The sequence below is a fragment of the Agrobacterium sp. H141 genome, from assembly GCF_057158725.1.
This window is the reverse complement of record NZ_CM169893.1, coordinates 1,697,541-1,720,032: the sequence shown is the minus strand read 5'-3', so window position 1 is coordinate 1,720,032 and position 22,492 is coordinate 1,697,541. Positions and strand designations below refer to the sequence as shown.

Annotated in this window: 20 protein-coding genes; 5 read left to right on the top strand and 15 right to left on the bottom strand. The window is 57.5% G+C overall.

Annotation, left to right across the window (positions count from 1 at the left end; all coding sequences use genetic code 11):
- Positions 1–593: 593 nt before the first annotated feature.
- From metF to ettA, 3 genes are all read right to left on the bottom strand, one after another.
- Positions 594–1,499, bottom strand: coding sequence for a methylenetetrahydrofolate reductase [NAD(P)H] (gene metF, locus ACWPM9_RS07830; RefSeq protein ID WP_484757303.1), 906 nt, complete (start codon positions 1,497–1,499; stop codon positions 594–596).
- A gap of 3 nt (positions 1,500–1,502) precedes the next feature.
- A complete protein-coding gene (locus tag ACWPM9_RS07825; RefSeq protein ID WP_428187193.1) occupies positions 1,503–2,507 on the bottom strand; it encodes an ArsR/SmtB family transcription factor in 1,005 nt (334 codons plus the stop codon).
- Between the two features lie 192 nt (positions 2,508–2,699).
- Complete coding sequence (gene ettA / locus ACWPM9_RS07820) at positions 2,700–4,349, bottom strand: energy-dependent translational throttle protein EttA (RefSeq protein WP_428187194.1); 1,650 nt, start codon at positions 4,347–4,349, stop codon at positions 2,700–2,702.
- A 337-nt stretch (positions 4,350–4,686) separates the two neighbouring features.
- Between ettA and ACWPM9_RS07815 the strand changes: the two genes are divergently transcribed.
- From ACWPM9_RS07815 to ACWPM9_RS07800, 4 genes are read left to right on the top strand one after another with little or no spacing between them, the layout of a single operon-like run.
- Positions 4,687–5,643 carry an alpha/beta fold hydrolase gene (locus ACWPM9_RS07815; RefSeq protein WP_428187195.1) on the top strand — a complete coding sequence of 319 codons (957 nt, stop codon included), beginning with the start codon at positions 4,687–4,689 and terminating at the stop codon, positions 5,641–5,643.
- 54 nt (positions 5,644–5,697) lie between these two features.
- Positions 5,698–6,660 (top strand): DMT family transporter, encoded by a 963-nt coding sequence (locus ACWPM9_RS07810; RefSeq protein WP_428187196.1) that lies wholly within the window; start codon positions 5,698–5,700, stop codon positions 6,658–6,660.
- A 13-nt stretch (positions 6,661–6,673) separates the two neighbouring features.
- Entirely contained in the window at positions 6,674–7,867 is a 1,194-nt protein-coding gene (caiB, locus tag ACWPM9_RS07805; protein WP_484757302.1) for a succinate--glutarate CoA-transferase, read from the top strand.
- Positions 7,864–9,519, top strand: coding sequence for a thiamine pyrophosphate-binding protein (locus ACWPM9_RS07800; RefSeq protein WP_484757301.1), 1,656 nt, complete (start codon positions 7,864–7,866; stop codon positions 9,517–9,519). Before caiB ends, ACWPM9_RS07800 begins: the two co-directional genes overlap by 4 nt.
- A gap of 88 nt (positions 9,520–9,607) precedes the next feature.
- On the opposite strand, the gene ACWPM9_RS07795 is transcribed toward ACWPM9_RS07800, so the two are convergent.
- The 3 genes from ACWPM9_RS07795 to ACWPM9_RS07785 form a co-directional block, all read right to left on the bottom strand.
- A complete protein-coding gene (locus ACWPM9_RS07795; RefSeq protein WP_428187199.1) occupies positions 9,608–9,949 on the bottom strand; it encodes a RidA family protein in 342 nt (113 codons plus the stop codon).
- A 73-nt stretch (positions 9,950–10,022) separates the two neighbouring features.
- Positions 10,023–10,361, bottom strand: coding sequence for a protein tyrosine phosphatase family protein (locus ACWPM9_RS07790; RefSeq protein WP_484757300.1), 339 nt, complete (start codon positions 10,359–10,361; stop codon positions 10,023–10,025).
- An 84-nt stretch (positions 10,362–10,445) separates the two neighbouring features.
- Positions 10,446–11,270 (bottom strand): DUF4432 family protein, encoded by an 825-nt coding sequence (locus ACWPM9_RS07785; RefSeq protein ID WP_484757299.1) that lies wholly within the window; start codon positions 11,268–11,270, stop codon positions 10,446–10,448.
- Between the two features lie 187 nt (positions 11,271–11,457).
- Between ACWPM9_RS07785 and ACWPM9_RS07780 the strand changes: the two genes are divergently transcribed.
- Entirely contained in the window at positions 11,458–12,795 is a 1,338-nt protein-coding gene (locus ACWPM9_RS07780) for a L,D-transpeptidase (RefSeq protein WP_484757298.1), read from the top strand.
- A gap of 16 nt (positions 12,796–12,811) precedes the next feature.
- Here the strand turns inward: ACWPM9_RS07780 and ACWPM9_RS07775 are convergent, their stop codons facing one another.
- The 9 genes from ACWPM9_RS07775 to ACWPM9_RS07735 all read right to left on the bottom strand — a co-directional run bounded on the left by ACWPM9_RS07775 (position 12,812) and on the right by ACWPM9_RS07735 (position 22,396).
- Positions 12,812–13,570 (bottom strand): Stf0 family sulfotransferase, encoded by a 759-nt coding sequence (locus ACWPM9_RS07775; protein ID WP_484757297.1) that lies wholly within the window; start codon positions 13,568–13,570, stop codon positions 12,812–12,814.
- A gap of 156 nt (positions 13,571–13,726) precedes the next feature.
- A complete protein-coding gene (locus tag ACWPM9_RS07770; RefSeq protein WP_484757296.1) occupies positions 13,727–14,446 on the bottom strand; it encodes an AAA family ATPase in 720 nt (239 codons plus the stop codon).
- Between the two features lie 242 nt (positions 14,447–14,688).
- Complete coding sequence (locus ACWPM9_RS07765) at positions 14,689–14,916, bottom strand: hypothetical protein (RefSeq protein WP_484757295.1); 228 nt, start codon at positions 14,914–14,916, stop codon at positions 14,689–14,691.
- A gap of 302 nt (positions 14,917–15,218) precedes the next feature.
- A complete protein-coding gene (locus ACWPM9_RS07760; protein ID WP_428187206.1) occupies positions 15,219–16,364 on the bottom strand; it encodes an iron-containing alcohol dehydrogenase in 1,146 nt (381 codons plus the stop codon).
- The gene (locus tag ACWPM9_RS07755; protein ID WP_484757294.1) at positions 16,361–17,746 is read right to left on the bottom strand and encodes an aldehyde dehydrogenase family protein; all 1,386 of its coding nucleotides are present in this window, start codon (positions 17,744–17,746) and stop codon (positions 16,361–16,363) included. The genes ACWPM9_RS07760 and ACWPM9_RS07755 overlap by 4 nt, the downstream gene beginning before the upstream one ends.
- 179 nt (positions 17,747–17,925) lie before the next feature.
- Entirely contained in the window at positions 17,926–19,293 is a 1,368-nt protein-coding gene (locus tag ACWPM9_RS07750) for a glutamine synthetase family protein (protein WP_484757293.1), read from the bottom strand.
- A 113-nt stretch (positions 19,294–19,406) separates the two neighbouring features.
- A complete protein-coding gene (locus tag ACWPM9_RS07745) occupies positions 19,407–20,450 on the bottom strand; it encodes a TRAP transporter substrate-binding protein (RefSeq protein WP_428187209.1) in 1,044 nt (347 codons plus the stop codon).
- 114 nt (positions 20,451–20,564) lie between these two features.
- Positions 20,565–21,890 (bottom strand): TRAP transporter large permease, encoded by a 1,326-nt coding sequence (locus ACWPM9_RS07740; protein ID WP_428187210.1) that lies wholly within the window; start codon positions 21,888–21,890, stop codon positions 20,565–20,567.
- Positions 21,887–22,396, bottom strand: a complete 510-nt coding sequence (locus tag ACWPM9_RS07735; RefSeq protein WP_428187211.1) for a TRAP transporter small permease subunit — start codon at positions 22,394–22,396, stop codon at positions 21,887–21,889. The genes ACWPM9_RS07740 and ACWPM9_RS07735 overlap by 4 nt, the downstream gene beginning before the upstream one ends.
- Between the last annotated feature and the right edge of the window lie 96 nt (positions 22,397–22,492).

Here is a 22,492-nt window from a genome sequence, read left to right as displayed (position 1 = left end):
GAATGGGAAATGGTTTCAGTGACGGTTTCCAGCGCAGGATCTCCCTTGCGTGTGAGTCATGTCCAATTTTTCGCACTTCTGTTGCCTGCTGGCAAATCGAGTTCCGGCACGCATTTGTTGCACATTGGAACATGCGCTGCCGCATTGGTTACCCGACGGTAAGAATTGTTAATTTAAATCAGCGCGGCCGGATCTCAGCATATCCATGGAATTTCAATTGCTTGCTATCTAACGCAGAAAGTTATCCACCGAGTGTTGCCGCAATGCAGCATAAAATTTACTTTTCAATCGACACAAAACGGACATAGTATCACCACGTCAACGCTAAGGAGGCAGACATGGGACTAACTCGTTCTCTAAATGTCCTGATCGTCAGTGCAGCGTTTGTGTTCGTAACAGTGATGCTGTTTATCTAAGAAAAACAAAAAAATAGCAGAAACGGACGCAAAAATCGTCCTTTAGGCCTCGGAGATCAGGGCCGCAAAACCCCACCTATGGCGCATTGATTCCAATGCGCCCCTAATCCAGAAACGGCAAAGCGCCGCGTGATCGTGGCGCTTTGCAGATAGACGGGCTTCAAAAACAAAAGAGGCTCAGGCTGCTCCAGCCATCCGTTCTGCATCTCGGCGAAGACCGATTTTTTCGAGCGTCGCGTTAACCAGTGGCGACCGATTCATCGTATAGATGTGGAACTCGTCCGCCCCTTTTTGGGCCAGATCGATGATCTGCTCGGACGCAATTTCAGCGGCCACTTCCGCCCTTTTGCGAGGATCATCCTCCAGTCCGGCAAATCGCGCGTCGAGCACGGAAGGCACAGTCGCGCCACAGGCACCGGCAAAGCGCTTCAGCTGCGCAAGGTTCAGGATCGGCATGATACCCGGAACGATGGGGATCGTGATACCGGCGGCCCTCACCTTTTCAAGATAACGCACGAAGGCCATGTTATCGAAGAAGAACTGGGTGAGCGCGCGCGTCGCACCATTGTCGACCTTGCGCTTGAGCATCTCGATATCCGCCTGGATATCGGCACTTTCCGGATGCTTTTCCGGATAGGCCGAGACCGACACCTCAAAATCTCCCATCTCGCGCAAACCGAGCGCAAGATCGGCGGCATTGGTAAATCCCTCGGGATGCGGCGTGTAGGCAGCGCCAACACCATCTTGAGGGTCGCCCCGCAAGGCCACGAAATGGCGCACACCGACGGCCTTGAACTCGTCTACGACCCGACGCACCTCGTCCCGGCTTGCGCCCACGCATGTAAGATGCGCCGCCGTTGGAAGACGTGTATCCGAAATCAATCGCTTCACCGTCGCCAAGGTCGGTTCGCGCGTCGTCCCGCCTGCGCCATAGGTCACTGACACAAACTCTGGATTCCAGCTGGCAAGTTCTTCGATGCAGGACCAGAGCTGCCCCTCCATATCCGGGGATTTCGGCGGAAAGAATTCAAAGGAGAGCTTGATATCGCGTCCGCGCAGCGGTCCGTGCTCGATAAGTGCCATTGATCAGTTGCTCCCTACAAGTCTGGGTAATTTCGCATTCAGGTCCACGACGGCGGCTTCATGCCGGGCAAGCCACATCGTCACAGTCAGCGCCTTGGCGCTGGGCTCGCGTGGCTCCACATCGACAATCTTCTCAACAGAGAAGTTCGCCCGCGACAGCCATTCGCTCATCATCGAATGCGAAAAGCCGAGGCGTTCGTGGGCATGTTCTTCCCGCAGATAGTCGAGGCTGTGAGGCGCCAGATCGATAACGACCAGTCTTCCGCCGGGCTTGAGCATACGTGCAGCCTCGTTCAGAGCGAGCTCTGGATGAACGAGAAAGTGAAGCACCTGATGGATAACGACCAGATCGAACTCGTTGCCATCGAGTGGCAGATTCAGAATATCGCCCTGACGAACGGAGGCTTTCAAGACCCCCGCCTTGTCGAGATTGGCGCGCGCCACAGACAGCATGTCGCGGCTGGCATCGATGCCGACGCCACGCCGATATGTGTCGGATAAGAGCTGCAGAATACGACCGGTACCGGTGCCAAGATCCAGCATGCTGTCGGCACCTTCGCCACCAACCAGCTTCAGCAGAGCCGATTCGACAAGGTCGTCATCGACGTGAAGCCGGCGCAATTCATCCCACTCGGATGCGTTGCGGCTGAAATAGGATTGTGCCCTTTCGGCGCGGTTCCGCTTGACCGCCGCCAGCCGTTCGCCGTCACGGTTGAGAACGGCATCATCGGACTTGGTGCTCGCCAGCAAGGTCTGGATGAGCGCTGCCGCATCTCCGTCCTGCGTCAGCCGGAAATAGGCCCAGGCACCTTCCTGATATCGCTCGATCAGACCCGCCTCACCCAAGAGTTTCAAGTGTCGTGAAATACGCGGCTGGGATTGCCCCAGAATTTCTGTAAGATCCGTGACCGTCAGATCACCCGCAGAAAGCAGCATGAGCAGACGAAATCGCGTCGGTTCCCCGACCGCTTTCAGCAATTCGACCAGTTTATCAATACCGAAGTTCACAATAGCCACCAGACGCAATCAAGATATAAACATATCTTTATATCGTTTTTGTTTGCGACGCAAGCGCGATTGATAAACGCCGCTTCGCAGCGGTGCGTCATCTCCCCCGCATCCCGCCGTTCGCGGCAATGTAACGACGTAAAAAAGCCCCGGTCTCCCGGGGCTTTGGAATTCATCGACTATGAATTTGCTTTATCGCGTCAGGCGCTTGTAGGACTGGCTGCCTGGATTGAGCGCGTCGGCGCCCAGGCGGCGAACCTTGTCCTCTTCGTAATCCTCGAAATTGCCTTCGAACCATTCCACATGGCCGTCGCCTTCAAAGGCCAGGATATGGGTTGCCAAACGGTCGAGGAACATGCGGTCATGGCTGATGATGATGGCGCAGCCCGCGAAGTTTTCCAGCGCCGTTTCCAGCGCACCCAGCGTTTCGGTATCGAGGTCGTTGGTCGGCTCGTCGAGCAGCAGCACGTTGCCGCCAGCCTTCAGCATCTTGGCCAGATGCACGCGGTTGCGCTGACCACCGGACAGGTTCGCGACCTTCTGCTGCTGATCGCCACCCTTGAAGTTGAACGCCCCGCAATAGGCGCGGGAGTTCATCTCGAACTTGCCGAGCTTGACGATTTCTGCGCCACCGGAAATTTCTTCCCAGACGGTCTTGTCACCGGCCAGCGCATCGCGGCTCTGGTCCACATAGCTGAGCTGTACGGTCTCGCCGATTCGGATCGAGCCCGAATCCGGCGTTTCCTGCCCGGTGATCATCTTGAACAGCGTCGACTTGCCCGCGCCGTTCGGACCGATGATGCCGACAATGCCGCCCGGCGGCAGCTTGATCGACAGGTCGTTGATCAGTGTGCGCCCTTCGAAGCCCTTGGTAATGCCGTCAAGTTCGATGACAACCTGACCAAGGCGCTCCGAGACCGGGATGATGATCTGTGCGTCGCCGGGCCGAATGCCTTCGGCCGCATCCACCAGCTGTTCATAAGCCTTGATACGGGCCTTGGACTTGGCCTGACGTGCCTTGGGGCTGGAAGCAATCCATTCCTGCTCGCGCGACAGCGATTTCTGCCGACCGGCTTCTTCGCGCTGCTCCTGCTGCATGCGCTTGGCCTTCGCCTGCAGATAGGCAGAGTAATTGCCTTCGTAGGGAATGCCGCGACCACGGTCGAGCTCCAGAATCCAGCCCGTCACATTGTCGAGGAAGTAGCGGTCATGGGTAATCATCATCACGGCGCCCGGATAGTCGCGCAGATGTTTTTCAAGCCAGGCGATGGTTTCGGCGTCGAGATGGTTGGTCGGCTCGTCAAGCAGAAGCAGATCTGGCTGCGACAGCAGCAGGCGGCAGAGCGCGATACGACGACGCTCACCACCGGACAGCAACGAAACGTCGGAATCCTTTGGCGGGCAGCGCAGCGCTTCCATGGCCATTTCGACCTGCTGCTCGAGATCCCACAGGTTCTGACTGTCGATGATATCCTGGAGCTGCGCGCCTTCATCGGCGGTCTCGTCGGAATAGTTCATCATCAGTTCATTATAGCGCTCGACGATTGCGGTCTTGGCAGCAACTCCGACCATCACGTTCTCGAAAGCATTCTTGCTCTCGTCCAGATGCGGCTCCTGCTCGAGATAGCCGACCGTTGCACCTTCGGCGAGCCAGGCTTCGCCTGTGAATTCCTTGTCCTGGCCGGCGATGATGCGCAGCACCGTCGACTTACCGGCACCGTTCGGACCGAGGATACCGATCTTGGCATCCGGGTAGAAAGACAGGTTGACGTTCTCAAGGATCTTCTTGGCGCCATAGGACTTGTTCAGCCCGGACATATGATAGATGAACTGACGTGCCATCGAATAATTGCTCCGCGAATGCGTGTGGATTTGCCCGCTATGTAAGGGAAAGCCTTGTCCGGGGCAATGTCCAATGAGTGATTTGCGGTGGAGCCAATTGCTTCTCAACTTCTGTTGGAGGTGCCACGGGAATGACGGCAGCCTCGGAAAGGCAGCGCGTAGATCGAACAACATCTCCGACATCGTTGTAAATTTCGGTCGAACCGCCAGAACCATCCCTCCTCACGGCAAAAATCAGCCGACAAGTCTTCATCGGCACTTAACGCAGTCGCAAAAAGCCGCCACTGTGCGCCGAAACGACTACCGACAAAAAGGTCGTCACTGAGGGAGGTCAAACATGTCCAGCGCGCCCAAATTTCTCGACGCGCCAAGCGGCGCCCGTCTCGCTTTTCATCAAGTGGAGGCGGTGAGCGCCCCTTATGCCGTCCTCGTCGTAAGTCACGGCCTCGCCGAACATTCCCGGCGCTATCTGCCCTTTGCTGAATTCATGGCGGCGCGCGGCTGTCACGTCTTTGTCCATGACCACCGCGGCCATGGCGAGACGACGGCAAATGACGCAGATCCAGGCATTTTTGCCAAGAGCCATGGGGCAGCCAAGGTCATTGACGATATTGTGGCCATGCGCGATCACGCGGTTGAAACTTATCCCGGTCTGCCCGTCATCCTCTTCGGTCATTCCATGGGCGGTCTGATTGCGCTGAATGCAGCAATTGCCAGGCCCGATGCCTTTCAGGCGCTGGCCATCTGGAATTCGAATTTCAATACGGGCCTGTCGGGCTATGTCGCCAAAGTCGTCCTCAAGATCGAACGCATGCTGAAGGGGTCGGACGTTCCGAGCCTCATCATGGCAAAGGCAACATTTGATGCCTGGGGCAAAAGCATCCAAGGTCGCAAGACCCTGTCCGACTGGCTGTCGCATGATGACGAAGTCGTGCGGGCATTCATCGCCGATCCGCTATGTGGATTTGAGCCGAGCGTCAGCATGTGGGCGGACGTGATTGAATTCTCCAAGGCACCGCTGCGTCCGGGCGCCCTGTCGCGTCTGAGCGCGGACCTGCCGATCCATCTGGTCGGTGGCGGACAGGATCCGGCCACGCGATGCGGACAAGATGTCGCCTGGATGGCACGCCGCCTGACGGAAAAAGACTTCTCGAACGTCACCTTGCGGATCTACGACGATATGCGCCACGAAACGCTGAACGAATTGGGCCGGGACATCGCCATGGCGGACTTCGCCGAATGGTGTGCGTCAGCCAATATCACGGGCGACGCGATCAAGACCCAATCGGAATGAAGCCATGATTTTTCTTCATGTGAACAGCCACTCTCAAACGGCTATAGGTGGGGTATGAAATCACCATCGCCCAGCCCCGTGCTATCGACACCGGATGCCCAAATTGTTGGCGGGCTTGGCTTGATGATGCTGGCCATGCTGGTGGCACCCTTCATCGATGTTTTCTCCAAGCTGGCGACCGCCAGCACGTCAGCAACGATGATCACCGCTGCCCGCTTCCTCTTTCAGGCGCTGTTCATGCTGCCGATTGTGCTCCGTCTGAAGCTTTGGCGCGGGTTCTCCTGGCGGCTCAGCGGCTTTCATGCCATTCGCGCCGCCATCATTGCCGTGTCGATGATCTGCTTTGTCAGCACGCTGAAGGTGATGCCGATCGCGGATGCAATCGCGATTTTCTTCGTCGAACCGATCATGCTCACCCTGCTGGCCAGTATATTCCTGAAGGAAACCGTCGGCTGGCGCCGCTACTTAGCCTGCGCGGTGGGATTTCTGGGCGCCATGCTCATCATTCGCCCAAGCTTTGCCGAAGTCGGCTTTGTCGCCCTGCTGCCCGTCATTACCGCGCTCTGTATCGCAATCTTCGCCTTGATGACCCGCGCCCTGGCGCACAAGGAAAATCCCTGGTCGATGCAGCTTCAGATGTCGGCCTGGGGTATCCCCATCGCGGCTGTACTTCTGTTCATTGGCGAGATCGCTGATATCGCAATAATGAAGCCCAGCATGCCCGACCTGGTCACCATGACCTGGCTGATTGGCGTCGGCTTCGTTGCCGCCATCTCCGGTATTCTCGCCACCTATGCCTATCGCGCAGCACCGGCCTCCGTGATCGCTCCTTTGCAATATATGGAGATTGTCTCTGCCACGCTGTTTGGCTGGCTGGTGTTTTCGGATTTCCCGGACGCCACAACATGGCTCGGCATAGCCATCATCATTGGCTCGGGACTTTTCATCATCTGGCGTGAGCGCCGCTTCGCGTCCAAACCTGTGACGGCCACCGCCAAAACATCGATAGCCCCCTGATGGCAAGAGCAACATGACCTTAAGCAAGCCCCCCCTTTCCGGTATCCGCGTCATTGAACTTGCCCGTGTCCTGGCAGGGCCATGGGCCGGCCAGATCCTGGCCGATCTGGGTGCCGACGTGATCAAGGTGGAAAACCCCGACAGCGGCGACGAAACCCGCGCCTGGGGACCGCCCTTCATAGAAGGCAAGGACGGAGAAAACCTCTCTGCCGCCTATTATCACTCGGCCAACCGCAACAAGCGCTCCATCGCCGTTGATTTTCGAACGGACGAAGGTCAGGACATCGTCCGCCGTCTGATCGCCAGCGCCGATGTCGTCATCGAGAACTTCAAGGTCGGCGGCTTGAAGAAATACGGTCTCGACTATGACAGCCTGAAGGACATCAATCCGAAGCTTGTCTATTGCTCCATAACGGGCTTCGGACTGACAGGCCCCTATGCCGGCTTTGCCGGTTATGACTACATCGTTCAGGGCATGTCCGGCTTCATGTCGATTACCGGCACACCCGATGGAGAACCCATGAAGGCAGGCGTTGCCATCGCCGACATCTTCACAGGTATCTATGCCGCAACAGCCATCCAGGCAGCCCTCATCCATGCGCTGAAAACCGGCGAGGGTCAGCAGGTCGACATGGCACTGCTGGATGTCATGTCCGGCGTGCTGGCCAACCAGAACCTCAACTATCTCGTCTCCGGCAAGGCTCCGTCCCGCCTTGGCAATGCCCACCCCAATATCGCTCCGTATGAGGTGATCCCCACGGCCGATGGCCACCTGATCCTTGCCGTTGGCAATGATGGCCAGTTCCGCCGCCTTTGCGCCATTTTGGGTATTGAGGCACTGGCGGATGACGAACGCTTCGCCACCAACAAGGCACGCGTCGCCCATAAGCCCGAACTGAGGGAGATCGTCACGGGCGAAACCGTGAAGTGGCACAAGCAAGACCTGCTGACCGCCTGCGAGGCCAGCGCGGTTCCAGCCGGTCCGATCAACTCGATCGCGGAAATGTTCTCCGATCCCCAGATCGTCGATCGCGGCTTGCGTATCGATCTTGACGACGACCGCGGCAACAGCATTCCAAGCATGCGCACCCCGATTGTACTGTCGAAGACACCACTGGCCTATAATCGCCCCAGCCCGCGTATTGATGAAAATAGAGACGACATTCTGGCCGAACTGGCCGAGCTTGAAGGAAAGAAGTCGACATGAAGAAGACCGGTGGCCAACTGATCGTTGATGCCCTGCAGGCCAATGGCGTCAAGCGCATCTCCTGCGTTCCGGGTGAAAGCTATCTCGCGGTCCTCGACGCGCTTTACGACAGCGGCATCGAAGTAGTGGTCTGCCGTCAGGAAGGTGGCGCTGCGATGATGGCCGATTGCTGGGGAAGGCTCTCCGGCGAACCCGGCATCTGCATGGTGACGCGCGGTCCGGGTGCCACAAACGCCTCCGCCGGCCTGCACATTGCCCGTCAGGATTCGATACCCATGATCCTGTTCATCGGCCAGGTTGCCCGTGACATGCGCGATCGCGAGGCCTTTCAGGAAGTCGAATATCGCCGCGCACTGACCGAATTCGCCAAATGGGTCGGCGAGATTGACGATGCCGCCCGCATTCCCGAATTCGTCACCCGCGCCTTTGCGGTCGCGACGTCAGGCCGTCCCGGCCCGGTCGTGTTATCCCTGCCCGAAGACATGCTGACAGATCTGGTTGATGCCCCCGCGGCAAAACCATACACAGCTGTCGAGATGCATCCAGGCCCAGCACAGATCAAAGAGTTGGCTGACATGCTGGCCAAGGCCAAGCGTCCGGTCGCCATCCTCGGCGGGACGCGATGGAGCGAAGAAGCTGTCGCCGATTTCCGGACGTTTGCCGAAACATGGAACCTGCCGGTCGGCTGCTCCTTCCGACGCCAGATGCTGTTCGATCATACGCATCCGTCCTATGCCGGCGATGTTGGCATTGGCATCAATCCGGCACTTGCCCGCGAAATCAAGGACGCGGACCTGCTTCTGCTCGTCGGTGCCCGCATGTCGGAGATGCCATCTTCAAGTTACACCTTGCTGGACATCCCCTACCCATCCCAGACACTGGTGCATGTTTATCCCGAACCGTCAGAACTCGGCCATGTCTATCGCCCGGATCTGGCCATCTGTGCCGCACCGGCAGAGTTTTCGGCCGCAATGAAGTCGCAGGCTCCGCCAGACAGTCCTGCATGGCTGGCGCGCACCAAATCCATGCATGAGGCCTATCTGGCCTGGTCGACACCGCCTTTACAAGGTCCGGGGCCGGTTCAGATGGGACCGATCATGAACTGGATCGAAGCCAATACCGACAAGCAGACCATCTTCACCAATGGTGCCGGCAACTACGCAACCTGGCTGCATCGTTTTCACCGATTTCAGGCATTTGCAACGCAGGCAGCCCCCACTTCTGGCTCTATGGGCTACGGCCTGCCAGCAGCAGTGGCCGCAAAGAAGCTCCACCCCGAACGCGAAGTTATCTGCTTTGCCGGCGACGGCTGTTTCATGATGCATGGGCAGGAATTTGCGACAGCCGTGCGCCACAACCTGCCGATCATCGTCCTCGTGATCAACAACGGCATCTACGGCACCATTCGCATGCATCAGGAGCGCGAATATCCGGGCCGCGTCAGCGCAACGGATTTGACCAATCCGGATTTTGCAGCCCTTGCCCGGGCCTATGGCGGACACGGCGAAACGGTGGAAACGACGGACGCGTTCGCAGCAGCCTTTGAGCGCGCCCGCGCATCCGGGAGGCCGGCAATCCTGGATATCAAACTCGACCCGCAGGCCATTACCCCTGCAAAGACGCTGAGCGAAATCCAGGCTGCAAGCAGATGATGAAACATCGCACGTAAAGAAAAAGCCGGCGCCCCCGATGGATGCGCCGGCCTTCGAATATTCGTGCGATCTGCGGATCGTCTTTGGCTTAGATCGCAGCCGTGACGATGAACTCGACCTTGTAGTCAGGCGTGGCAAGTGCTGCCTCGCTGGTCGCGCGTGCTGGTGGGTTGGCAGGATCGATCCAGCCTTCCCAGACAGCGTTCATTTCGGCAAAGGTGGACATGTCCGAGATGTAGATGATCGTCTGCAGGATCTTGGACTTGTCGGAACCTGCAAGCGCCAGAAGACGATCGACTTCGGCCAGAGCGGACTTCGACTGCTCCGTAACGCTGGAGCCCTCGCCCACCTGACCGGCGAGATAGACTGTGTTGCCATGGACGACAGCGCCGCTCATACGTTTACCAGGTTCGATACGCTTGATGCTCATGGAAATCTCCTTTTGACATGATGATGCCGCCGAAGACTGCGCTTCGGCGGTGTGATAAATTGGTTGAGAACGCTTAGCCGCGAAGGGGGAGTACGGTCTGATAGGCCTTCGTCGAGCGTGCGCCGGAGCGGCAGAACCCAAGCATTGGCCGTTCGAGGTCGTCGAGCGCATCCATCATGCCGCTCACGGTGTCCTCGGTAATGCCCATGGACCCGACAGGAATATGGCGGATCTTCAACCCCAGTTCTTCTGCACGCCTGGCGATATCGTCAAACAGCGGTTGGCCCGGTTCTTCAAAGTCTGGACGATGGCTAACGATCGACTTGAAGCCCCGCTCCTTGATCTCGTCCAGATCCTCTACCGTGATCTGACCGCTGACCCAGTATTCGTCGCTGACCTGCCTGATATCCATTATACGTCATTCCCTGGATTTCGATGACCGCTTGTCTACGTTGCCAGCCGCGCGGCGTCAATCTCGCAAGGCTGCAGCTATCCGTCAGATGAAGGCGAAGTTGAGGCCATAATCACGTGTTTCCCCCGGTGCCAGGAGCGGCAGTTCGCCGCGCGCCTCAAGCGCATTGCGACCTTCCATACGATGCGAAACCGGCTCGATGCCGATAACTTTCGCTGGATCGGTCTGATTATGCCACAGCTGCAGATAAGGCAGCGTATCGGTTCGGAAGCGGACCTGCAGCATCCGCCCGCCGATGGCAGCGATCGGCCCGAGCCGAAGCTCTGCCCATCCCCCCATTCCAGCGGACACGCAAATGATATCACCGTCAGGCTTTCCAAAGCGCCAGGGCGTCTGGCTGTCCTCAAGCATCGCACCGGCCAGCATCGTACCGTGATCCAGGTGTTTGGAGCCGATATTCATGTGGTACATCAGCATCGGTGGGAACGATGTGGACCCTGTATTGGTCACGGTATCGCGCAGGCTGACCATTCCGGTCTCGCCGTCGATTTGCCAATGGCGCTCAAGCAGCGCCTCACCGCCATCGGCAAGCGCAACCGCGACCCTTGCCGTGCACTCCGCATCCTTATCCATCGTCAGCGAGACGATCTCGGCGGGATGAGACGAGAAAGAACCATGTAGCGGATAGTTTTTCTTGCCCCCCTGATCGATCGGCTCTGGATGGCGAATATGATCGGGACCGCAGGTGAAGAGAAACCCTTGGAGCGAATGATCGATGCGCGAATCGCCATCGTCCGGGATCGCCCGTCCGGGCGCCAAATCAACGCCAGCAATCAGCAAATTGCCGATATCGAGCACAGAGCTTTCATCAAGGCTGATGATCGGCCCCGTTGCAGCCTTGAATTCCATCTAAAATCTCTCCTGAGAATAGTCCTGCCCTGATTTTGTCTCAGGCAAGGCATGCCGCCGCCACAGTTCGAAAGTAAGCCAGTGCCGGCATTAAGCTCTCGTTCATCATGAATTCACCTTTTCCAAGCTACTGTCAAATCTCGGAACATGACGATCCCTCGGGAATTCTACTCATATGAATGGACCCATGACCCACACCACGAAGCCCCGTCTGCTAATCGCAACTTTGCTCACCTCCGCTGTACTCGCGTCACAGCCGGCGCTTGCGCAAAATTACGGCTACAGGGACACGCTACTGGTCACGCCGCAGGGCGATATCCTCGATTATGTACCCGAGCGCGGCGAAGTGGAGATCGGCTATGACCGTCTCGGTCGGCGCGTGCTGTTTGATCATCGGGGTAACCTCATCGCGACCGAAGTTCCGGCAGAGACTTATTTTCCGCAAAACAACGCCCGCGAATACCCGACAGACAACCAACAGGTGTCGAATCAGGGATGGAATGACGACAACGTCGTGACCGGCGGCGTTCCGCCGCAAGGTCGGGTCGATAGCCAGCCACTCGATCAGGTTTACCCGGATATCAGCGACGAGCAGCGGCAGGTCTATGAAGAGCCGGCCCCCATGGCCACAGATCAGGCTACTCCGCGCACCGTGACACCGGAAATCCCGGTTGGAAAACTGGCCCGTGCCGAAGCAACAGCACTCCAGGTATTCCTCGACCGTGAAGGCATCTCCCCGGGCGTCATCGACGGCAAGATTGGCCAGAACGTCAACAAGGCCATCGTTGCCTGGGAACAGATGACCGGCGAAAAGCTCGATCCCAACAATGCCGATGAAATCCTTGAGCGCTTGCGCCTTTCGGGTGGCCTCGCCTTTATGAGCTATACCATCACCGCTGGCGACGCTGCAGGTCCCTATGTGGCCGAAATCCCCACCGACTACAGCCAGAAGGCCATGCTGCCTTCGCTCGCCTTCACTTCCACAGCCGAAATGCTGGCGGAAAAATTCCACATGGATGAAGACTATCTGCGCGAATTGAACCCAGGCGTCGACTTCACCATCCCCGGCACCATCATCAAGGTGATCGATCCGGGCGCTGCCAAAAAGGGACAGGTTGCCCGCATCGTCGCCGACAAGGGTCTGAAACAGGTTTTTGCCTATAATGACGCTGGTGGTCTGATCGCGGCATACCCGGCCAGTATCGGCTCCACCGACACCCCTTCCCCCTCAGGTACTGTCACGGTTGACCGCATCGCGCTTAATCCGGGCTACACCTACAACCCGAAAATCAATTTCCAGCAAGGTGGAAACGACAAGGTCCTCAACATTCCGCCTGGGCCAAATGGACCCGTTGGCGTTGTCTGGATGGCTTTGTCAAAGCCGACCTACGGCATTCACGGCACACCTGATCCCTCCAAGATCGGACGGACACAGAGTCACGGCTGTATTCGTCTGACGAATTGGGACGCGACCGAGCTCGCCAAGATGTCGAAGCCTGGCGTCACCGTGGAATTCGTCGACTGACAAACCGAAGTCGGCGTCAGGCACCGGTGGACTCCGCCTTGAACCGGGCCGACCAGTCCTGACTTTGCCGGTCGGCCAGCTTGCCGGTCGTGATCGGAATAGACGAGACATTGCTGCTATCCATGCCAAGCGCATCCAATACTCGGGCTAAGCCGTCATGCGGATCTGCCGACAACCCGTTATAGGTCAGCGGCAGTGGATCGATGCCGAATGTCTTGAACCATGCGCGCCATGCCGCATCGTCGTGTTCCAGTTCACGGACGATCTCGCCGATCCGCTGACCATCATAATGTGGTTCGAGATGTGACTGCGTTCGCTCCAGCTCGCCTCCGTCATAAGTGATATGCCACAGCCCGCTTTGCTCTGCCTTCATCAAAGAGATGGCCTGGGCAATCTTGTCCTCGCGGGAGAGATAGATGTAGAGCACGCGACCGAAAGCGGCTTCAATCAACGCACGTCCTGATCCTGCATCCGGATGAAGAAGCGCAAGCCTCTCGCACATCTCACCGAGATTTTCGTACATCACCCGCAAACCGAAGATACCCGTACCGCCACGACCTTCTTTAATGACTGCGTCCACATAGCGACGACTAAACTCAGTCGAATGCAGATCGCCATCATGGGTGACGCCCAGATCGCGTGCGAGACCCATGATCGATTGACGACGGAAATAGGAATCTGGCTGGCCGCAACCGGCATGCTCCAGCAGGTAGCACAGCAAGGTGCTGCCGCTACGGGGTGTGCCGCAGATGATGTAGGACTGATAAGACGGCATCGGAATGTCCCGTTTGAAAAGAACTTTCAATATCGGCGGGACATTAGCCACGACCGGTTCGAGCAGCAAGAGCGCAGGATTTGTCGGAACTCTGACAACGAAAAAGCCGCCCGCAGTCGGATGCGGACGGCTTTAAAACTTCGCGATGTGCGGATATCAGGCGGCGTTGCTGACCAGTCGCAAGAGACGGCGTGGCTGTTGCGAGCGGATGACGCGCACCGGAAGCAGGCGCATCACTTCGCCGGCAAAGGCGAGCGCATTGTCACGGGCCTTGTCGAGATTGCTGATCTTCGCTGCGTCCATCGTCCGCAGCGTGCCACCACAGTCGAACAGTTCACGGAATGCCGTGCGCTCGCCGATCGGCGTATTGATCACATTGACGCCGCGAGCCGCCAGAAGTCCCTTGATCGTCAGCAGCGCCCGTGTCGTCACCATGGAGGTCACACGCGTCAGCACCACCGAATGGCTGATCTTCATCTTGCCTGCATCTTCCATCAACTTGATCAGGTCAAGGATCTGCGCGCCACCGCGCGCATCCATCGCACAGCCCTGAATCGGGATCATGACATGATCCGACAGACCGATGGCCGCCGTCACCAGGGCGTCGCGTGCGCCGGCGAGATCGACAACGATATAATCCGTCGTCTGGGACAATTCACGAATATGGCCCTGAAGCGATGCCATGGTGATCTCGGAAATCACTTCAATATTGTGCTGCGGTCCGGAGATGTCATGCCACTGGGAAATCCAGCGCTGTGGATCGCCGTCGAGAATGGCCACACGATACCCCTGATGGGCGAGTTCGGTTGCGAGAAGAAGTGCGGCAGTGGTCTTTCCGGCGCCACCTTTGGCATTGGCAAATGAGATGACTGGCATTCTATTTCCTTGAAGGTATTATTCGAGCCGGAGATTGCTCTGCTGGTCACATGCTTTCATAGCGTCCTTGCTGCCAACTCTTGCGAATTATGGTTAATAAACATCTAATGCTGCGATCCTGAATTCATGGTCAGTGCGCGCAGCCGATAAAATAAGCCACTGATATCAATAGAAAAATACTCCCGCGCTGTTAGCGGGGAGCATTTATCCATCCCAAGAATTAGGGACCATCGGGCATTATATTATCTATTTTTAATACACGAACCGACATGCCGCGGCTGAACTTTGCCAGCCTTCAGGTCTGAAAGCTGCGGAATGGAAGAATCATGTCCGCCAATCGAAGCCTCGAAAACCGCCTTATCGATCGGAATCATGCGCCCACCGGACGTGAAGGAAGCCATCTTGTCCTTGCCTATATAAACCGTGCTGACCTTCATCTTGCAGAAAAAAGCCTTCCCGTCCTTGGACACGACCCATCCAAGACTGCCGGACTTGCCGGCCGCGAGAGGTCCAACTGCATAGCCTTTCTTTGAAAGCGTTGTGAAGCTTTCCGCGGACGCTGTTGCAGGCACAAGCAGAAGTCCCGCAAGCATGGACAAAACCAGTTTTGAAAATCGCATATCTGAAATCCCCCGAATCGACAGCTGTTAGAGTTCAACAGTTACATTACGGCAGGATGACCGACAGGTGACAACAGTGGCGAGCGGCGAATACAAAAATGGTCCGGTGCGCATTTGCACCGGACCAGACGAACCGAGCGATAGTCTGTTTCCTAGAAGCAGGCCTTGAACAGTTCCTTGGTGTTTTCCAGCGTCATCGGCACCGGATTACCACCTGCACTCGGATCTTCTATGGCCATGGCTGACAATTCATCAATCCGGTCTGGCTTGATACCCATCGCCGTCAGGTTATCCGGAACGCTCAACAATGCGCGCAACTCCAGCACATAATTGTAGAAGCCGTCAAAGCCGCCGGAGATACCGAGATAAGCTGCCGCCATTTCGATCCGGCTTTCGATGGCCTGACGGTTAAACGTGAGAACCGGTGGCATCACCACCGCATTGGTCATGCCGTGATGGGTGTTGTAGACCGCCCCAATCGGATGCGACAGCGCGTGGATGGCACCGAGCCCCTTCTGGAAGGCCGTAGCGCCCATCGCAGCCGCCGCCATCATGTTGGTCCGCGCTTCGATGTCGGCACCTTCCTTGTAGGCCCGCGGCAGGAACTCCTTGACCAGCCGCATGCCTTCCAGCGCGATACCCTGGCTCATCGGATGGTAGAAAGGCGAGGAATAGGCTTCCAGGCAATGGGCGAATGCATCCATGCCGGTGCCCGCCGTAATCATCTTCGGCATGCCCATCGTCAGTTCCGGATCGCAGATCACGACACCCGGCAGGAACTTCGGATGGAAGATGATCTTCTTCACATGGGTCTGCGAATTGGTGATGACCGAAGCGCGACCGACTTCCGAACCGGTGCCGGCGGTCGTCGGGACAGCGACGATTGGAGCGATACCCTCGATCGAGGCACGCGTCCACCAGTCACCGATATCCTCGAAGTCCCAGACCGGACGGGTCTGGCCAGCCATAAAGGCCACGCATTTACCAAGGTCGAGACCCGAGCCGCCACCGAAGGCAACAACGCCGTCGTGACCACCGTCCTTGAACGCTTTCACGCCGGCTTCCAGATTGATCTCGTTGGGATTGGGATCGACGTCGGCGAAGATCGCCCGGCCAAGACCGCCCTCTTCCATGACGTCCAGCGCGCCAAGCGTGATGGCCATGCTCGCCAGACCACGGTCTGTGACGAGAAGCGGGTTCTTCATCCCCAGCGACTTGCAGGCATCGGCAAGTTCGTTGATCCGGCCCCGCCCCATTTTAATGGCGGTCGGGTAGCTCCAGTTGGCGACGATATTCATTGGGTGACCTTCTTGAGATGATAGGATTTTGGTCTGGTGAGGTTCTGGAAACCGATGACGGAAAGCGATCCGCCCTTGCCGGTTTCCTTGCAGCCGGTCCAGCACAGGGCCGGATCGAGATAGTCGGCACGGTTCATGAACACGGTGCCCGTCTCGATATCGCGGCCAAGGCTGGCCGCACGCTCGGGATCCTGCGTCCACAGTGATGCTGTCAGGCCATAAGGACTGTCATTCATCAACGCCAGTGCCTCCTCGTCACTCCTCACCTTCATGATACCAACTGCGGGACCAAAGGTCTCCTCTTTCATGAAGGACATCGAATGATCGACATCGACGAGGATCTGAGGGGCAAGATAGGCACCGCCGTCATCCGCCGGGAAGAGCTTCGGATCGACCAGCGCCCTGGCACCCTTGGAAAGCGCTTCGCCGATCTGTTCTCGCACCACCATAGCAAACCGCTTGTTGGCCATTGGGCCGAGAGACGTTTCCGGATCGAGCGGGTTGCCCAACTTGTAGTTGGAGACCCACGCAACGGACTTTTCGACAAACTGGTCATACAGGCTCTCGTGCACATAGACGCGCTCGATACCGCAGCAGCACTGGCCGGAGTTGAAGGTCGCACCATCCATCAAGGTATCGACGGCAGCATCAAGATCCGCGTCCTCCATCACATAGCCGGGGTCCTTGCCCCCCAGTTCCAGCCCAAGGCCGGCGAAGGTCCCGGCTGCCGCCTTTTCGATAGACCGGCCGCCACCGACAGAGCCGGTGAAATTGATGAAGTTGAAATACCCTCCAGCAATCAGCGCCGAAGTCGTGTCGTGGTCGAGGAACACGTTCTGGAAAACATCTTCCGGCACGCCGGCCTCAACGAAGGCGCGCACCATGCGCTCGCCCACCAGCAATGTCTGGGTGGAGTGTTTGATGATCACGGTGTTGCCGGCCATCAACGCCGGCGCGACAGTGTTGATCGCCGTCATGTAAGGATAGTTCCAGGGTGCGATCACAAACACGACGCCCTGAGGCTCCCGCTCGATCCGGCGTTCAAAAGCATTGCTTTCTTCGATGATAAGCGGCTTCAGCGCATCTGCTGCAATCGAGGCGACATAATTGGAGCGCTCGTTGAACCCCTTGAACTCACCACCGTAGCGCACCGGGCGCCCCATCATGTGAGCGAGTTCCGGAACCACCTCGTCGGCCATTTCATTGACGCGGGCCACGCCCTTCATGACGAGCTGCACGCGCTCTTCAAGCGAACGACGCGCCCAGGCTTTTTGCGCATTCTTCGCGCGCTTTGCCACATCCTGTGCGGCACCGAGAGACAAGGTCTCCCGCTCCGCATAGACCGATCCGTCGATCGGAGAAATACATTGCAACATTGCCATTTCACTGCTCCTTCGGCCTTGAGGCCGGTGTTTCCGCGTGGATCAGCTGCGCCTTCTTGCAGGATGAACGCAGGCTGTTTCCAGACTCATTGTAGATATCGCGACGCGCTGCGCCCGACCCTGAAAAACGTTTCGTGACTTGTTGTTATCAAACGGCACTATGACAGCATTGAGCCCGATCAAGCCCGTTCGAAACCGCGCGCGACCTCCCAGTCGGTGACCCGCCGATCATATTCTTCCTGCTCCCATTCGGCCGCACGAACATAGTGATCGATGACATCGTCGCCGAGCGCCGAGCGCAGCATCTCCGAGGCGTTGAGCTCTTTGGCTGCTGCACGAAGCGTATTGGGAATTTCGCGGATATCTTTTGCGCCATAGGCATCGCCGGTAAATTCCGGCTCGAGCGCCATCTTCTTCTCGATACCATCGATCCCCGCAGCCAGAAGCGCTGCCATGGCAAGATACGGATTGAGATCGGAACCCCCGACACGGCATTCGACGCGAATACCCTTGGTGGCTTCGCCGCACAGGCGGTATCCGGCGGTCCGGTTATCCTTCGACCAGATCGCCTTGGTTGGCGCAAATGTGCCGACGGCAAAGCGCTTGTAGGAATTGATATAGGGTGCCAGAAAATAGGTGATCTCGCTGGCATGGGTCAAAAGCCCCGCCATATAATGCTTCATCAGATCCGACATGCCGTGCTCGGCCTTGTCGTCAAAGAACAGCGGCTTGCCATCCAGTGACCAGAGCGACTGGTGAATATGCGACGACGAGCCGGCAGCATTGTAATGCCACTTGGCAAGGAATGTGACGGACTTGCCTTTCGACCAGGCAATTTCCTTGCAGGCATTCTTGATGATCACATGGCGGTCGGCCATGGTCAGCGCCTCACCATAACGAACATTGATCTCGGCTTGCCCGGCAGACGCCTCACCCTTGGAGTTTTCGACCGGAATATTGGCACCCTGCAAGCCCTTGCGGATCGCCCGCATCACGTCTTCTTCCTTGGTTGTCTGGAAGATATGGTAGTCCTCGTTATAGGCGCTCGCGAGCTTCAGATTGCGGTAGCCCGATGACTGGGCCTCATCGAAGGTCTGATCGAACAGGAAGAACTCGAGCTCCGAGGCCATAAAAGCCTTCATCCCCATCGCCTCCAGACGCTTGACCTGCTTTTTGAGGATTGCGCGCGGCGAATGGGGCACTTCGGCATGGGTATGGTGGTCGAGAACGTCGCAGAGAACCAGCGCCGTGCCTTCCAGCCAGGGTGTCTTTCGAAGCGTCGAAAGATCCGGCTTCATCGTATAATCGCCGTAGCCCTTTTCCCAGCTCGTCGCCGCGTAACCGGAGACGGTTTCCATCTCCATATCGGTCGCCAGCAGATAATTGCAGCTATGAGTTTCCTCATAGGCGCCCTCGACGAAAAATTCAGCCTGGAAACGCTTTCCCATCAAGCGACCCTGCATATCGACCATCACGGCAAGCACGGTATCGATACGTCCCTCGGCGACATCTTTTTTCAGTTCATCGAATGTGTATTGTGCAGACATCGGTCAATCCTGACAGGCGGTGTTTCAGGCCCTGTAAACGTGGTGTTTTCATTGACCGGCCCGATACGCAAAACCGCGTACCGGACCGTGTGTTTCAGTGTCGATCGAAGGGATCAACGATAAGGCGAACCGGCCTTTTCCATGACAGCCTGATAATCCTTGAGGATCTTCACGACCCGGGCATTGCGCTCGCTCTGGCCTGCAATCTCGTCCCAGAAGGCATAGGCCTTCTCTTCCACAGTCTTCCACTCTTCGGCCGGAATTGTGGTGAGCTCGAGAGAGCTGCCGCCTGCGCGAAGCGATGCTTCACCGCCCCAATACCAATGAAGGCGACGGTAATGCGAACTATCCATGCAAACTCTCCAGAGCTGCTGGAGATGTTCCGGCACCTCATTCCAGCGGTCGGCATTGGCAAAGAACGAACCGCACCAGCCGCCGGAGATGTTGTTGGTCAGGAAGTATTTGGTCACCTCTTCCCAGCCGGACGTCTTCATTTCGGTGATCCCGGACCAGGCAATCGCATCGATTTCACCGGTCTGCATGGCAACCGGCACGTCTTCGAACGGGATGGTGACAGGCACGACGCCGAACTGCTCAAGGAACTTGCCAGCGGTCGGGAAGGTGAAGACGCGAAGGCCCTTCAGGTCTTCGAGAGACTTGATCGGCTTGTTGGTCGAGAAGTTGCATGGATCCCACGCACCGGCAGACAGCCACTTCACGCCGACTTCCGCATAGGCTTCGTCCCAGATCTCGGCCAGACCGTACTGGTAGAACAGTGTCGGCACGTCGAGGCTGAAGCGCGAGGCGAACGGGAAGTAGCCGCCGAACACCTTGATATCGACCGGCGAGTTCATCGAGTCATCGTCCGACTGGACGGCGTCGATGGTGCCGGCCTGCATGGCGCGGAACAGTTCGCCCGTGGGGACCAGCTGGTCAGCGGTGTAGAGCTCGATCTCCATCTCCCCATTGGCCGCCTTGTTGAAGGCGTCGATGCAAGGACGCACGACTTCTTCGGCAAGGGCAGCGCCGGCATAGGTCTGGAGACGCCAGGTGATCTTCTTGTCTTGCGCCCTGACGGCCGGTGCCGCCAGCATGGCCGGACCGGCTGCAGCAGCAGCGATACCGGCATTCTTCAAAAAGGTTCTTCTATTGGTCATTATCGTTTCCCTCTTTCAGTTGATGTTCGATTCCCCCCGCACCTCGTTTGAGGCTTTGGGGGACGTCTCATTCTACGGGCCCGTATGGCGGACCTCGTTGGTTTTGACCTGTCCCTAGCCCCGCACATAAACATGGTTGGGCAGCCAGGTGGCGATCTCCGGAAAGGCCATGACAATACCAAGACCGAGGATCATGATGGCAACGAACGGAATGATGGATCTGTAGATGTCGACAAGCGTAATTTCCGGCGGCGCCATGGCCCGCATCAGGAACAGATTGTAGCCAAATGGCGGTGTCATATAGGCGATCTGGCAGGTGATCGTATAAAGCACGCCATACCAGATCAGGTCGAAACCGAGCTTGCCCACCAGCGGAATATAGAGCGGCGCGACGATTACCAGCATGGCCGTATCGTCGAGGAATGTCCCCATGATCAGATAGGATATCTGCATCATGATGAGGATCTGCCAGGGACTCATGCCCAGCTCATCGACCAGCAGGTTCTCCAGCGCCTTGACGGCTCCAAGACCGTCGAAAACGGCACCAAAGCAAAGGGCAGCCAGGATGATCCACATGAACATGCAGGAAATGCCGAGCGTCTGCTCCAGCACCTTGTTCCACATAGTCCAGTTAAGCCGACCCTTGATGGCAGCAGCCACCAGTGAAGACAGCGCGCCCACTGCCGAGCTTTCAACCAGGCTCGTCACACCCATGACGAACAGGCCCATCATCAGGAAGAAGATCACGAACGGCAGGATGCCCGCACGAAGCAGCTTCAGTTTCTCGACCAGCGGAATATCGCGTTCTTCCTTTGGCAGAATTGGTCCGAGCGACGGAGTAATGCGGCAGCGAACGACAATGTAGATGATAAACATTGACGCCAGCAAAAGGCCGGGAAAGACGCCAGCGATCCATAGCTTGCCGACCGGCTGACGCGCAATCATGCCATAGAGGACAAGCACGACACTCGGCGGCACCAGAATGCCAAGCGAACTGCCGGCCTGAATGACTCCCGACACCATGATCTTGTCATAGCCGCGCTTCAAAAGCTCTGGAAGCGCAATCGTTGCCCCGATGGCCATACCCGCGACCGACAGGCCGTTCATGGCAGAGATGATAACCATCAGACCGATCGTACCGATCGCAAGGCCGCCCGGCAGTCCGCCCATCCACACGTGGAAAGCCTTGTAGAGATCCTCGGCGATACCGGATTCCGACAGCATATAGCCCATGAAGATAAACAGCGGCAGCGTCAGAAGCGGATACCATTTCATCAGCTTCATGCCGGCAGAAAAGCCGAGCTCGAAGCCGCCATCGCCCCACAGGAAGGCTGCAGCCACCACGCCGACGAATCCGATGGCGGCAAACACGCGCTGACCGGTCAACATCGACATCATCATCGATGAGAACATCAAGAGTGCAATAATTTCATAGCTCATGCGATCGGCCTCCCGACCGCAACGGCCAGATCCTTGAAGAAAATAGAGGTTGCCTGCAGGAAGGTGAGCGCGATGCCGACCACCATCACGATCTTGACCGGCGCCATATAGGGCGACCAGCTCGAATAGCTCGTTTCACCATATTGAAGCGCGTAGTTCGTGCTGGAGACACCGCCGTAAAGCAGGAAGAACAGGTAGACGAACAGCATGAATATGGTGATCACATCCACAATCGCCTTGGTGCGCGGCGACCAGCGTCCATAAATCAGGTCCATGCGCACATGACTGTCGAGTTGAAGCGAATAGGCGCCTCCCATCAGATAGTAGCCGGCCATGACAAATTGCGCTGTCTCGAGCGTCCAGTTGGCGGGCAGATGGGTGGTCTTGGAAATCGACGAATAGAGCAGGATGCCCATCATCACGAGCACGCCATACATGACGATGCGTCCCAGGCGGCGGTTGAAACCGTCCACGAAACGAACATAGGTCTTGATGGCTTCAGGCATCCCCGCCCCCGATCCACAGTGCGCAAGGCATCGATGCCATGCACCGTTCGCCCGCTATCGTCCTGTCCCGTCCCATCCATTCCCCTCTCTTATGAT